At 62.4% G+C, this 13,827-nt stretch carries 13 protein-coding genes and 1 pseudogene; 6 read left to right on the plus strand and 8 right to left on the minus strand.

Annotated elements, in window-relative coordinates; genetic code table 11:
* Positions 1 to 25 precede the first annotated feature (25 nt).
* The gene (locus AC6I6U_RS30035) at positions 26 to 334 is read left to right on the plus strand and encodes a PepSY domain-containing protein (protein WP_497879560.1); all 309 of its coding nucleotides are present in this window, start codon (positions 26 to 28) and stop codon (positions 332 to 334) included.
* Positions 335 to 433: 99 nt separating this feature from the next.
* On the opposite strand, the gene AC6I6U_RS30040 is transcribed toward AC6I6U_RS30035, so the two are convergent.
* Positions 434 to 877, minus strand: a complete 444-nt coding sequence (locus AC6I6U_RS30040; protein ID WP_497879561.1) for a hypothetical protein — start codon at positions 875 to 877, stop codon at positions 434 to 436.
* Between the two features lie 120 nt (positions 878 to 997).
* On the minus strand, positions 998 to 2,620 hold the full coding sequence (locus AC6I6U_RS30045) for a methyl-accepting chemotaxis protein (protein ID WP_497879562.1): 1,623 nt from the start codon (positions 2,618 to 2,620) through the stop codon (positions 998 to 1,000).
* Between the two features lie 278 nt (positions 2,621 to 2,898).
* On the opposite strand from AC6I6U_RS30045, the gene AC6I6U_RS30050 reads away from it, so the two are divergent.
* Positions 2,899 to 3,921 carry a transporter gene (locus AC6I6U_RS30050; protein ID WP_497879563.1) on the plus strand — a complete coding sequence of 341 codons (1,023 nt, stop codon included), beginning with the start codon at positions 2,899 to 2,901 and terminating at the stop codon, positions 3,919 to 3,921.
* Positions 3,922 to 4,230: 309 nt separating this feature from the next.
* Positions 4,231 to 5,838, plus strand: coding sequence for an inorganic phosphate transporter (locus tag AC6I6U_RS30055; RefSeq protein ID WP_497879564.1), 1,608 nt, complete (start codon positions 4,231 to 4,233; stop codon positions 5,836 to 5,838).
* Between the two features lie 180 nt (positions 5,839 to 6,018).
* Here AC6I6U_RS30055 and AC6I6U_RS30060 read toward each other — a convergent pair whose 3' ends face one another.
* Positions 6,019 to 6,450, minus strand: coding sequence for a multidrug/biocide efflux PACE transporter (locus tag AC6I6U_RS30060; RefSeq protein ID WP_497879565.1), 432 nt, complete (start codon positions 6,448 to 6,450; stop codon positions 6,019 to 6,021).
* An 89-nt stretch (positions 6,451 to 6,539) separates the two neighbouring features.
* Here AC6I6U_RS30060 and AC6I6U_RS30065 point away from each other — a divergent pair, with 89 nt between their 5' ends.
* Positions 6,540 to 7,394: a LysR family transcriptional regulator gene (locus AC6I6U_RS30065; RefSeq protein ID WP_497879566.1), complete on the plus strand. Its 855-nt coding sequence runs from the start codon at positions 6,540 to 6,542 to the stop codon at positions 7,392 to 7,394.
* A 113-nt stretch (positions 7,395 to 7,507) separates the two neighbouring features.
* Here the strand turns inward: AC6I6U_RS30065 and AC6I6U_RS30070 are convergent, their stop codons facing one another.
* Positions 7,508 to 7,999 (minus strand): SRPBCC family protein, encoded by a 492-nt coding sequence (locus AC6I6U_RS30070; protein ID WP_497879567.1) that lies wholly within the window; start codon positions 7,997 to 7,999, stop codon positions 7,508 to 7,510.
* A 65-nt stretch (positions 8,000 to 8,064) separates the two neighbouring features.
* Positions 8,065 to 8,231 (minus strand): annotated as a pseudogene (locus AC6I6U_RS30075) (YciI family protein); the annotation flags it as partial.
* 230 nt (positions 8,232 to 8,461) lie between these two features.
* On the opposite strand from AC6I6U_RS30075, the gene AC6I6U_RS30080 reads away from it, so the two are divergent.
* A complete protein-coding gene (locus tag AC6I6U_RS30080; protein ID WP_497879568.1) occupies positions 8,462 to 9,679 on the plus strand; it encodes an NHL repeat-containing protein in 1,218 nt (405 codons plus the stop codon).
* Between the two features lie 35 nt (positions 9,680 to 9,714).
* Here the strand turns inward: AC6I6U_RS30080 and AC6I6U_RS30085 are convergent, their stop codons facing one another.
* The gene (locus AC6I6U_RS30085; protein ID WP_497879569.1) at positions 9,715 to 10,200 is read right to left on the minus strand and encodes a GyrI-like domain-containing protein; all 486 of its coding nucleotides are present in this window, start codon (positions 10,198 to 10,200) and stop codon (positions 9,715 to 9,717) included.
* Between the two features lie 162 nt (positions 10,201 to 10,362).
* Here AC6I6U_RS30085 and alaC point away from each other — a divergent pair, with 162 nt between their 5' ends.
* The gene (gene alaC, locus AC6I6U_RS30090) at positions 10,363 to 11,580 is read left to right on the plus strand and encodes an alanine transaminase (RefSeq protein WP_497879570.1); all 1,218 of its coding nucleotides are present in this window, start codon (positions 10,363 to 10,365) and stop codon (positions 11,578 to 11,580) included.
* A 51-nt stretch (positions 11,581 to 11,631) separates the two neighbouring features.
* Here the strand turns inward: alaC and AC6I6U_RS30095 are convergent, their stop codons facing one another.
* Both AC6I6U_RS30095 and AC6I6U_RS30100 read right to left on the minus strand, forming a co-directional pair.
* Positions 11,632 to 12,984 carry a GntP family permease gene (locus tag AC6I6U_RS30095; protein WP_497879571.1) on the minus strand — a complete coding sequence of 451 codons (1,353 nt, stop codon included), beginning with the start codon at positions 12,982 to 12,984 and terminating at the stop codon, positions 11,632 to 11,634.
* Positions 12,985 to 13,083: 99 nt separating this feature from the next.
* A complete protein-coding gene (locus AC6I6U_RS30100) occupies positions 13,084 to 13,614 on the minus strand; it encodes a gluconokinase (protein WP_497879572.1) in 531 nt (176 codons plus the stop codon).
* Positions 13,615 to 13,827 lie beyond the last annotated feature (213 nt).

Genomic DNA, 13,827 nt, shown 5'->3' on the forward strand with positions numbered 1-13,827 from the left:
ATCATCCAGACAAGGAACCACCCAGATGAAAGCTTTCGCCACCCTCCTGACCGCTTCCGCCCTGACACTCGCTGCCGGCTTCGCTTCGGCCGATGTGCGTCCGGACCATATTCCCGGCCTGCTGAAATCCGGCACGATCGCCGACTTCGACAAGCTCAACCAGGCGGCGCTGGCCAAGTACCCCGGGGCGACCATCACCGACACCGAGCTGGACCATGCCGCCAGTGGGGGGTATGTCTATGAAGTCGAACTCAAGGCCGCCGACGGCGTGAAATGGGAAGTCAAGCTCGACGCCAAGAGCGCCGCCGTCCTGCAGGAAAAACGCGACAACTGATCGCCCTGCCAAACCACAAGCCGCACGTCCCACAAGGAACGTGCGGCTTGTTCGTTTCAGCCAGCCGTCAAGAAAGGCGCAGTAGCGCCCCCCAGGCACTCAGGCGGTGGTGTTGACGGTACCGCCCGAAGTGCTGCTGCCAGACTCCTGCAGCGCCTGGGTCAGGGCGGCGGTAACGGTCTGGATCGAGGCGGAAATCGTCGCCACCTGGGCCGAGGCGGTCGCCACTGCAGTCGCCTTGGCCTCGTCGCTGTCGTTGCTGGCCTGGGCCTTCTGCAACTGCTGCTCCTGTTCCTGCAATTGCTTCTGCAGTTCGGCCAGTTGCTTGCGCAGTTCCTTGACGGTATCGGATTCCGAACTGGAACTGTCGCTGCTGCCCGCCGCGCCACCACCGGCCGCGGCCTGGGTACCGCCAGCCTTGGTGGTGTCCGTGGCGGTAGCGGCGACGCTACCGGTGGTCGTGGTGTCGTCACTGCTCGCCGACTTGGTGGCGGTGCTGGTGGACAGGCTTGGGGTGATGCTGACCGAGGTGATGCTGACCATGGGAAACGTCCTATCGAGGTAGTGATACCCCATCATCGACATAACGCAGGCCGGCTTGAGACCTATCCTGTATCCCGTTGGTCAGCATCTCGATACACAGTCACGAAACCCCTTTGCCAATCAGGCGCCCAGCCTGGCGGTGACCTCGTTCAATTGCCCCGACAGGCCGTGCAGGTTGCTGCTGGCTGCTTCGGTGCGCTTGACGTTGTCCTGGTTGGTGCTGGCAATCGCAGTGATCTCGGTGAGGTTGCGGGAGATGTCCTCGGCAACCGACGTCTGCTCCTCGGCAGCCGTGGCGATCTGCCGGTTCATATCGCGAATGGCTTCCACCGCGGCGGTGATGCGTTCGAGCATCGCGCCCGCCTCGGTCACCTGCTCGACACTTTCATCACTGCGGGCCTGGCCGCCCTCGATGGCCTGGGCCGCATCCACCGCACCGGTCTGCACCGACTGGATGATCTGGTTGATCTCCAGGATCGACGCTGCGGTACGTTGCGCCAGGCTGCGCACCTCATCGGCGACCACCGCAAAACCACGTCCGGCTTCACCCGCCCGGGCTGCTTCGATCGCGGCATTGAGCGCCAGCAGGTTGGTCTGCTCGGCGATCCCGCGGATCACCTCGAGTACCTTGCCGATCCGCCCACTGTCGCTTTCCAACTGGCGAATGACCGTAGCGGTAGTGGTGATTTCGGTACGCATGCGGGTGATGGTCTGGATAGTCGACTGCATCACCTGTTCGCCCTGCTGCGCCGAGCGATCGGCCTCGTCGGCGGCACCAGCCGCAGCTGCGGCGTGACGGGCAACTTCCTGGGCCGTGGCGGACATCTCGGTCATCGCCGTGGCAACCTGGTCGGTTCGTTCAAATTGTTCATGGGTGCCGGCGGCCATCAGTGCGGCAATGGCATTCAGCTCGCCACTGGCACTGTCCAGGTTCGAGGTGCTGAGCTTGAGGCGATTGAACGTATCGGCGAGAAAATCTCTCAGGGTATTGGCCGCAGTGGCCAGGCGCCCCAACTCATCCTGACGATCGCTGGCCACGCGCTCGGCGAATTTGCCGTGGCTCAGTTGGGCCACGTAATCGATCAGACGGCTGATCGGCTCGACCAGGTTGCGGTTGACCAGCCACAGGCTCAGCAGCGCGATCAGCAGCCCGGACACCAGCATCACCACCAGGCCGATCCAAACGGTGCGCGCGGCCGCCTCGCTGATGGCGCTCGATTGCGCATCGCTGGCCTTGCGCAACTGGCTGACCAGCACACTCATCTGCTCGCTGGCGGCGCGGTCCACACCCTTGACCGCCTGGTCGCCGGCGCTCGGATCACCGCCCGCGGCAACGTAGGCATCACGGCCCTTCTGGTAGGCCAGGCCGAGCTGGCGATGCTCGTCGCGCAGTCTTTCGACCTGGGACTTCAGGCTGCTGTCGATCCCTGGCTGGGCCGCCAGGCGGCCGAGGATATCCTGCACGTCACGCTGGCGATCCTCGAACTGGCGCCAGTACTGGTTCATGTCCTGGGGTTGCTTGCCGCGCAGCAGGACGTTCTTCCACTCCTGCACCTGCTCCTTGAAACGCAGGTTGGCTTCATCCACCAACTGCGAAGCGCGCAACGGACCTTCAATCAGCTCCCGATAGCCATGGACACCGTTGGAAAGGAACTGGAAGCAGGTCAAGGCAATCAGCAACATCGCCAACAGGCTTCCGCTCAGTAGTGCGAGGGTCTGGGCTCTCAAGGATTTTTGCAGCATTGTCGGCATCTCTGAACAGGGATTGGGCACTCCGGTCAGGAGTGCGAGCAGTCGAAACATCCCTGTCAGCGACATCATGGCTTGTGGCCAAAAAAGCGCAGCAGCTTACACCCCTGCCATCGGCAAGCCAGCGCGCGGCTTGAGGCAACCCGACCACCGGTCATCGTTGCTGAAATCGCCCATCAACCCGTAACAAAACTGTCAAAAAGCCTTGAGATGATGCGGCTCAAGCGAACCTGTAAAAGAATGTTTCGGGCGCTTCATTTCAGCGAGCCTCCATGAATCACAGCCTTGACCAAAGTCACCGCGATCCGGACCTGTTCGGCCTGCTTTACGGTTTTCGCTTTCGTGCCGGTGAGCGCGGGGAGGAAATCGATTCCGCCACCGCCCTGAAATGCCTGCAACAGCCCGAAGATCCCGAGGATTTTCTCTGGCTGCACCTGAACCTGGCCCATGCGGCCTGCGAACGCTGGATGAAGACCCACCTGTCGCTGCCCGACGAATTCTTCGAAGCCCTGCACGAAGGCTCTCGCTCGACCCGTATCGAACATGTCGACAACGCCTTGCTGGCGGTGGTCAACGACGTGGTGTTCAACCTGGGCAACATGACCTCCTCGGATGTCTCCACCCTGTGGGTCTGTGCCCGCAGCAAACTGCTGATCAGCGCCCGCCTGCAACCCCTGCATTCGGTCGATAAACTGCGTTCCTCGGTCAAGGCCGGCGAACGCTTCCGCTCACCACTGGAATTGCTGGTGCACCTGCTGCGCGACCAGGGTGAAGTACTGACCCAGATCGTGCGCAAGACTACCCTCAGCGTCGACCAGATCGAAGACCAGTTGCTGTCCCTGCGCGTGAGCAACAACCGCGCGGAACTGGGCGCCATGCGTCGGGTGCTGGTGCGCCTGCAACGGCTGCTGGCACTGGAGCCGGGCTCGCTGCTGCGGTTGCTCAATCGCCCGCCACAGTGGCTGCAGAAGGAAGACGTCAAGGAACTGCGCAAGTCCACCGAAGAGTTCTCGCTGATCCTCAGCGACCTCGAAGCCCTCGGCGAGCGGATCAAGCTGCTGCAGGAAGAGATCGCCGCCAACGTCAACGAACAGACCAACCGGACCCTGTTCACCCTGACGGTGGTCACGGTGCTGGCCCTGCCGATCAACATCATCGCCGGCTTCTTCGGCATGAACGTTGGCGGCATTCCGCTGGCCGGCGACCCGGAGGGTTTCTGGATACTGGTGGCGCTGGTGGCGACCTTCACCTTGCTGGCGGGCCGCTGGGCGTTTCGTAAACGGCAGGATTATTAAAATGGCCGGATAAACGCTGTGGCGAGCGGGCTTGTCGGAACGCCGCACCGCCGCGCTCGGCTGCCAGGCAGCCGTAAAACCACACGCCGCGTTATTTCAGGGACACCGAGTCATCCGGGCCTGGGGCCGCCTCGCGGCCCAGCGCGGGCAAGCCCGCTCGCCACACTGGCCTTCACCACCACCACCACCACCACCCAATCAGGCAGACCAGCGGCACGGCAAAATCTCCGGGTACTGATCTGTGGCAGCTTCTCTGTAACATTTAGCAATGATCATGGCCGATACCCGTTCCCAAACAGGATTTCAGGCATGGCTACCCCCTCATTGACCGCTGCGTCCGCCGCCGACGGCAGGCCGCAGCTGGAAAGCAAACCTCGCGTCTTTACCGCCGTGATCTTCTTCGCGCTGCTGGCCGTCGGCCTGTTGTTCACCGCCTACAGCCTCGTGCACGACATGCACGAGTTCGGCACCGTCGTCACCACCTGGACACCCTTCCTGCTACTCGGTGTCGCCCTGCTGATCGCCCTGGGCTTCGAATTCGTCAACGGCTTCCACGACACCGCCAACGCCGTGGCCACCGTGATCTACACCCACTCGCTGCCGCCGCACTTCGCCGTGGTCTGGTCCGGCTGCTTCAACTTCCTCGGCGTGCTGCTGTCCAGCGGCGCAGTGGCCTTCGGCATCATCGCCCTGCTGCCGGTGGAGCTGATCCTGCAGGTCGGATCGTCCTCCGGCTTCGCGATGATCTTCGCCCTGCTGATCGCCGCCATCCTGTGGAACCTCGGCACCTGGTGGCTGGGCCTGCCGGCCTCGTCGTCGCACACCCTGATCGGTTCGATCATCGGTGTCGGCGTGGCCAACGCCCTGATGCACGGCCGCGACGGTACCAGCGGCGTGGACTGGAGCCAGGTGACCAAGATCGGCTACGCCCTGCTGTTGTCCCCGCTCATCGGTTTCGCCCTGGCCGCCCTGCTGCTGGTAGCGCTGCGCCTGTTCGTGAAAAACCGCGCGCTGTACAAGGCGCCCAAGGGCAACGAGCCGCCACCGTGGTGGATTCGTGGCCTGCTGATCCTGACCTGCACCGGCGTATCCTTTGCCCACGGTTCCAACGATGGGCAGAAAGGCATGGGCCTGATCATGCTGATCCTGGTCGGCACCCTGCCGATGGCCTACGCGCTGAACCGCACCATGCCGGCTGAACAGGCCCTGCAATTCGCCGCCGTCGCCGAGGTCACCCAGGCCGCGCTGGTCAAGGCGGCACCGCAGCCGGCGCCGGCCGATCCGCGCCCGGTGCTCACCGAATACATCCGCACCCAGCAGGCCAACCCGGCGCTGGTCCCGTCCCTTGCGGCCCTGGCCGGCCAGATCGGTGACGAAGTGAAGGGCTATGGCTCGCTGGCCAAGGTGCCGGCCGAGGCCATGGGCAACGTGCGCAACGACATGTACCTGAGTTCCGAAGCCATCCGCCTGATGGACAAGAACAAGGTCGGCAACTTCGACGCCGACACCCAGGGCAAGCTGCAACTGTTCAAGCAGCAGATCGACGGCGCCACGCGCTTCATCCCGCTGTGGGTGAAAATCGCCGTGGCCATCGCCCTCGGCCTCGGCACCATGGTCGGCTGGAAGCGGATCGTGGTCACCGTCGGCGAGAAGATCGGCAAGAGCCACCTGACCTACGCCCAGGGCGCCTCGGCGGAAATGGTCGCCATGGTGACCATCGGCGCGGCCGACATGTACGGCCTGCCGGTATCGACCACCCATGTGCTGTCTTCAGGCGTGGCCGGGACCATGGTCGCCAACGGTGGCGGCCTGCAGATGAAGACCATCCGCAACCTGGCGATGGCCTGGGTGTTGACCCTGCCGGCAGCGATCCTGCTGTCGGGCAGCCTGTACTGGCTGTTCACCAAGCTGTTCTGAACCCACCCTTGAGCAATGCCCACGAACCCCACCCTCACGGTGGGGCTCGTCATTTCACGTCGTCATTGGCGTCGTGCAGCACCTGCACCAGCCAGTCCATGCACACACGTCACCGTTGGTTACCTGGCATCCAGCAGCGACGCACCCAGCGGCCTGGCTCCATTCTGCCTGCTGAACGCCTCAAGCCATGCGCCGTTGCAGCAAGCGCTCGCGCAGCAGATCATAGCCCCAGTGGTAGAGGTAGGTGTACGGCAGGAAAAACAGCAGCACGCCGATATCCAGCAACAGCGCCGACAGCAGGCTCAGATCCAGCCACCATGCCACCAGCGGTACGCTGACCACGATCAGCCCGCCCTCGAACAACAGCGCGTGCAACAACCGGGTCCAGCCATTCTGCGCCAGGGCCAGGCGCTCGCGCAGCCGGTCGAACAGGCCGTTGAACAGCACGTTCCAACCCAGGGCAATGAAGCAGTTGGCTACCGTGACCACGCCCATGTCCAGCAGCGGCTTGCTCATCACCCAGGCAAACAGCGGAGTGCAGAGCACCACGGCAAAAAACTCGAAGCCGATGGCCTGGAAAACACGTTCGGTAAAAGACTTGCTGATGCTCATGGCGGGCTCCTGCGGAATGTCGAGGCTTGTGATTATCGCCACTCAACCAGATACTAAAAGTCGATTACCATCGATCAAGGCGATAGTTCATGGCTTCCAACGAAGTTCTCCAGGCCTTTGTCCAGGCCGCCACCCTCGGCTCCTTTTCCGCCGCCGCGCGCAAACTGGGCAAGAGCCAGTCAACCATCAGCGCAGCCATTGCCGGCCTGGAGATCGACCTGGGTTTCGAGCTGTTCGATCGCAGCACCCGCAAGCCCGGCCTGACCGCTGCCGGCCACGTGATGCTACGCAAGGCCGAGGATATCCTCGCCGCCAGCAATCGCCTGGAAATGGCCGCCAGCCAGTTAGCCCAGGGGCTGGAACCGAAGCTGACCGTGGTGATCTCCGACACCTATCAGTCGGATCGTTTCGAAGCGGCCCTCAGCGGATTTGCCGAGCGTTATCCGGACCTTGAACTGGAGTGCCTGATTGCCGAGTGCGCCGACCTGGTGGAACTGGTGCAACAGGGCCGGGCCCAGGTGGCCTTCGCCGAAAGGCAGGACAGCTACCCGCCGGACCTGAGCAGCGCCACCGTCGATGAGCGCACCGAGCTCGCTGTGTTCGTCCATCGCGACCATCCATTGGCCAGCCGGGCAAGGGTCGACCAGACGGCGTTGCAGCAACATCGCGAATTACGCCTGGCATCCATCGTCAAGCCTTACGAAAATCCTGCCCAAGGGCAGGTCTGGTCGGCGTCGAGTTACCTGATGCTGCTGGAAATGGCCCAGCGCGGGGTGGGCTGGGCGCCGTTGCCACGCTGGCTGGTGGAACGTTTTGCCGGGGGCTCGCTGGTGCAATTGCAGGTACGGGGCTGGCCAAGACCGGTGGCGGTCGATGCCCTCTGGTCGCGCCTGTATCCTCCGGGGCCGGCGGGCAGTTGGCTGCTGGAGAAGATGCTGGAGTGACAGGAGCTACCCTTCCAACGCCTCCAAGCACTCACGAATGAAGCGCTGCTCCGGCTTCTGTCGCGTCACTTGCAGCGCCCGCTCGACCCAGCCGCAGTCCTCGGCAATATCGGTCAATCCGGCAGCCCCTGCTCGAGCAGCAGGGCCAGCCGGTCGAGGCTTTCACCCCAGCCCTGATGAAAGCCCATCTGCTCGTGGCTGTCGCGCTCGGCCGCGCTCCAATGCATCGCACTGGCAGTGTAGAGGGTGCCGCCCGGCACTTCCTGCAGCGTGATCCGCGCGGTCATGAAGGGTTTGCCGGTCGGTGTCCAGCCGGGGGCGAACGCGTCGGTGAAAACGATCCGCTCGGGTGCGGCGATCTCCAGGAATACGCCCTGATAGGGGTATTCGCTACCATCCGGCGCCCGCATGACGGTGCGAAACAGCCCGCCGACCCACAACTGCATTTCACAGACCGGCGTGGTCATCCCATGGGGTCCCCACCAGCGGGCGAGCAAGTCGGGTTCGGTCCAGGCCCGGAACACCTGGTTGCGGGGCGCCTCCAGCAAGCGGCTGATGGACAGCTCGTATTCTGCGCTCACCGGCTGAAGTGGCAGGTTACTCATGGCAGGGCTCCGTTATCTTTTATTGTTATGGGACATCGTAGCGGGCTCGGTGCCGACACGGTGTATCAGAGATTCAACTCCCGAACCGGGCGGACTTCAACACTGCCGACGCGGGCCGCCGGAATATTTGCGGCGTTCTGCAACGCCTCGTCCAGATCCCGCGCCTCCATCAGGTAGAACCCGGCAACTGCTCCCTGGTTTCGGCAAGCGAGCCGTCGTTAATCGAAAAGCGTATGAAAAATACCTCTCGCGCCGTCCATAGAGAACTTTCCCGCACAAGTAAGACAGTCATTTCCTGCCTGAACATCGAGCATGGCCACATATATGAAATCAGTTGCTCATCAGCGGTAAAACTTGAATGCTAGGCAAACTTTCCTTTCAGCCATTAAATAGTCCTGCGATCTCATACCGGATAAAAATCGCAGATTGAATAATTAACAATTTGAAAGGATTCAATGATAAATGGATATCAAAAGCAGAACGTCCAACAGCACCCCATCCATCCCCTCGACCCATGCTCCCGACCTCTCGCGCCAACCCGGCACACTGGACCTGGAGTTCGGCGAATACGGGGACGGCATGGTCATCTTCTCGGAAGCTGGGCCTGGTTTCGTGGGTTCTTCGCTCTTGCAAGGAAACGGTCGACACTTGTTTGTCGGCGTTCATGAAGCCGAGGCGGCCGATATAATGCTGGCCGATTTCTTCGCCGAAGGCTTTTATTACAATCACTTTGTTTCAGCCTTCCATGGACCGAATCGTACAGGGATCAACAGTATACTGGACCACGAACAGAATCTGTTGTTACTGGGCAACTTGCGCGGCAGTGAACAAGCCTTTTGCACACGTATTTCGGCGACGGGGGAACGGGACATGGCCTTTGGCGACAATGGCGAAATCAGGCTGCCCTACCGAGCCCCATGGACCGGACGCGGACATCGGCTCGCCGTGCAGGCGGACGGCCATATCCTCATGCTGCTGAAAAATCCCGCCCCGGGCGAGCCAGAGAGAGATGTCATCGTGCGCCTGGATCGCAGTGGCCAGTTCGACCCCGACTTCGGCACCTGTGGCGTCGTTACGGCACGCGAGCCCGGCATCGCCTTCGAAGCACTCGCGCTCCAGGCGGACGGCAAGCTGGTCATCGCCGGCAGGCGCGGTCGCCGCGCAGCCCTGATGCGTTATGGCAGCACCGGACTACCGGACACCACCTTCGGTAACGCGGGGTACCTGGAACTGGAGTCGATCACCGAGGGCAACTCGACGTTTCTTGCCGTTGCGGTGCAGCAGGACCAGAAGATCGTGGCGACAGGCTCGGCGAACCTCTCGAATGACGTCGCCCTGCTGATGCGCAGTACCGATGATGGCCAGCTCGACCCCGAGTTCAACGCCGGCAGTCCGCTCGCCTTCCCTGGCCTTGGCGCGTGCCTGGCGACGCTCGTCCAGGAGGATGGCGCGATCATCAGCGTGGGTCATATCGACAACGGCGCACAGACCTGGCTGATGCGCCACCTGGGCAATGGCGAAGTCGACCGGGAATTCGGCGACAAGGGCATCAGCCGCGTCAATCGCATCCCTGGGGACACCAGCTACTTTTCCCATCTGGAACTGCAGCCGGACGGCAAGATCCTGATCTCCGGGCGCTACGCCAGCCACTCGGCAGTCATTCGCTGTCACGGCCGCTGAAGCCGCACCGTGGGCACCCTTGGGGTGCCCACGGTTCAACGCTGGATCGGCAACCAGATCTCGACCTTGCCCGTGCCTCGCTGCGGGTTGAAATCGGCACTGTAGCGCTCGAACTCTGGCGCATTGGCAGCCGTGTGGCCGGAGCTGGGCAGCCATTCCTTCCAGATCGCTTCGAAGGTCCGCTTGAGCGTATCCAGTGAGCCCTGATGCTCGAACACCGCATAGTGCTGGGGCTGCACCTCCACCCAACGATAGAGTTCAGGCAGGTCGTCGAGCTTGCTGATCGCAACCCCGGCGATGTACTCGAAGCCGCCCTGGCCGTCTGGGTTGCAGCAGATACCGTACGTCTCTTCACCCAACTGGCCCGGTACGTTTCCGATATGCGGCACGAAGGCATCCCATAAATCCGGGATGGTTGCCGAGGTGTCCGCGGTGAAGCGCCCACCCAGGCCGGCGATCAATTGAAAGTGGCCGTGTTCGAAGCGTGGTGCTGCCAATACATGGCGCGAGGTGTCATCCATGGGGACAGATCTCCGTCAGAGAAAAGAATCCGCGTCGCAGTATAGAAGTAAAAAAGATTCTGGACAGAGCGCCATCAGCACCATTATCTTCTGCGGCGCAGGCCACCGCAGTGGCCAACGTCGCTCGGACGGTTCCGGGCGCTTACGTCATCAGAGGCCTCCATGGCAGACCAAGGTTCGCCGCGCCGCTTTGCGCGCATCGATCGACTCCCCCCGTACGTATTCAATATCACTGCCGAGCTGAAGATGGCCGCCCGCCGCCGTGGCGAGGACATCATCGACTTGAGCATGGGTAACCCCGACGGCGCGACTCCGCCGCATATCGTCGAGAAACTAGTGACCGTCGCCCAGCGCGAAGATACCCACGGCTACTCCACCTCCAAGGGCATTCCACGCCTGCGCCGGGCAATTTCCCACTGGTACAAGGACCGCTACGACGTCGAGATCGATCCGGAAAGCGAAGCCATCGTCACCATCGGTTCGAAAGAGGGCCTGGCGCACCTGATGCTCGCTACCCTCGACCAGGGCGACACGGTACTGGTGCCCAACCCCAGCTATCCGATCCACATCTACGGTGCCGTGATTGCCGGCGCCCAGGTGCGTTCGGTACCGCTGGTGCCGGGTGTAGACTTCTTCGCCGAACTGGAACGGGCCATTCGTGGCTCGATTCCGAAGCCGAAGATGATGATTCTCGGTTTCCCGTCGAACCCCACCGCGCAGTGCGTCGAGCTGGACTTCTTCGAACGGGTGATCGCCCTGGCCAAGCAGTACGACGTATTGGTAATCCACGACCTGGCCTACGCCGACATCGTCTACGACGGCTGGAAAGCCCCGTCGATCATGCAGGTGCCGGGCGCCAAGGACATCGCGGTGGAATTCTTCACCCTGTCCAAGAGCTACAACATGGCCGGCTGGCGCATCGGCTTCATGGTCGGCAACCCCGAGCTGGTCAGCGCCCTGGCGCGAATCAAGAGCTACCACGACTACGGCACCTTCACCCCGCTGCAGGTGGCGGCCATCGCCGCCCTCGAAGGTGACCAGCAATGCGTGCGGGATATCGCCGAGCAGTACCGGCAACGTCGCAATGTGCTGGTCAAGGGCCTGCATGAGCTGGGCTGGATGGTCGAGAACCCCAAGGCCTCGATGTATGTCTGGGCGAAGATCCCCGAGGCCTATGCGCACCTGGGTTCGCTGGAGTTCGCCAAGAAGCTGCTGGCCGAGGCCAAGGTCTGCGTCTCGCCGGGTGTCGGCTTCGGTGAATACGGCGACGACCATGTACGGTTCGCCCTGATCGAGAACCAGGACCGTATCCGTCAGGCCGTACGCGGGATTCGTACGATGTTCCGCGCCGATGGCCTGGTGAAGAAAGCCGAGGGCTGATCCGCCCTCTTGCAGGAGCCGGCTTGCTTGTGGGAGCCGGCTCCTGCACCCTCAGACCACCAGCGACAGCAGCAGGATAAACACCAGGCCCACCACCGACAGGATGGTCTCCATCGCCGTCCAGGTCTTGAAGGTTTCGGTCACGGTCATGTTGAAGTACTGCTTGACCAGCCAGAACCCCGCATCGTTGACGTGAGACAGGATCAACGAGCCCGCCCCCGTCGCCAGCACCAACAACTCACGGTTGACGCCCGGGATCAGATCCACCACCGGCATCACGATCCCGGCACCGGTAATGGTCGCCACCGTCGCCGAACCCGTCGCCACGCGAATCACCGCCGCCACCAGCCACGCCAGCAGGATCGGCGAGATCTGCGCATTCACCGCGATATGGCCGATCACGTCGCCCACGCCGCTGGTCACCAGCATCTGCTTGAAGCCACCGCCGGCACCGATGATCAGGATGATCGCTGCGGTCGGCGCCAGGCTCGCGTCCAACAGTTTGAGGACACGCTTGGAGTCCATGCCCTGGCGCTTGCCGAAGGTATACAGCGCCAACAGCAGGGCCAGCAGCAAGGCACTGATCGGGTGGCCGATCATGTCCATCCAGATGCGGAAGAAATGTCCGTCCGGCAGGGCGATGTCGGCAAAGGTCTTGAGCAGCATCAGGAACACGGGCAACAGCACGGTGACCAGGGTCACGCTGAAGCTGGGCAGCGTGCTGGCGTCAGGCTCGCGGGCCAGTTGGTCAACCAGTTCCTGCGACGGATTGCCGGGAATGTGCCGGGCGATGAAGGTACCGAAGATCGGACCGGCGACGATCGCGGTCGGCAGGGCGACGATCAGCCCGTAGAAAATGGTCTTGCCGATGTCGGCGTTGTACACGCCGATCGCCAGCAGCGGCCCCGGATGCGGCGGCACCAGGCCATGCACCGCGGACAGGCCGGCCAGCAGCGGGATGCCGATCTTGATCAGCGACACGCCGGTCCGCCGGGCGACGATGAACACCAGAGGGATCAGCAGCACGAAGCCGATCTCGAAGAACAGCGGAATCCCCACCAGGAACGCCGCGCACATCATCGCCCACTGCACCCGCTCCTTGCCGAAGGCGCGAATCAGGGTCTGGGCAATCTGATCGGCGCCGCCCGAATCGGACATCATCTTGCCGAGCATGGTCCCCAGCGCCAGGATGATGCCGACGAACCCCAGCACCCCGCCGAAGCCGTCCTGGAAGGCCTTGATGATCTTGTCCGCGGGCATGCCCGAGGTCAGGCCGAGGAAGGCCGAGGCAATGATCAGGGCAATGAAGGGGTGGATCTTGAAACGGGTGATCAGCACGATCAGCCCGATGATGGTGACCACCGCATCCAGCAGCAGGTAGGTCTCGTGGGACAGTCCAAACATGAGGCGTCTCCTGGTTGTTGTTCTTATCGTTATTCGTGAATGTTCAATAGCCTTGGGGACAGCGCTATCTTTTCCGCTCGATACTTTTTTGGCCTGGGATCAGGCGATTCGTTCCAGGCCGTTGTCCCGCCACCAGCGATTGGCCGACTGCGCCAGTTGCTCGACCTCACGGGTCGCATCGAGCGCCAGGGTCCGTGGCTCGCCCACCGGCGATTCGAGGGCGGCGAACTGGCTGTCGATCAGGGTGCCGGGCATGAAATGGCCGGGACGATGGTTGACCCGCTCGGCGGCAACCGTCGGGGTCAGTTCGAGGAAGATGAAACCCAGGCCTGGCACGGCGCTGCGCAGGCGTTCGCGATAGCGCAGTTTCAGCGCCGAACAGGTCAGCACCGGATGCTCGCCAGCCGCCACGGCACGACGCAATTCGTCGCACAGGGTGTCGAGCCAGCCGGCACGATCTTCATCGGTGAGGGGAGTACCGGCGCTCATCTTGGCGATGTTCGCCGCAGGGTGAAAGCTGTCGCCTTCGATCAGGGTGGCCGCGCCAAGCCGGCAGATCGCCTCACCCACGCTGGATTTGCCACAACCGGAAACACCCATGATAACCAGGGCAGTGATGGGTTGACTCATGTAACACCTCAGCACGAAGACAGCGCTGTCTTTGCCAGAGCTCTTGATACTGCAAAAGCAAAGCACAAAACACCCGTTGCCGACGTCTTCTTGTCGTTTTTATCGATTGCCGCGCTACAGCATGCAGGTATTACCAGGCGGGTTCAGGCAAACCACGCCCAGACAATTGCAGCCCCATCGAGACAGCGCTACCTTAGTGCCTCGAATTTTGTT

The organism is Pseudomonas sp. UTLPPB19802 (assembly GCF_059730225.1).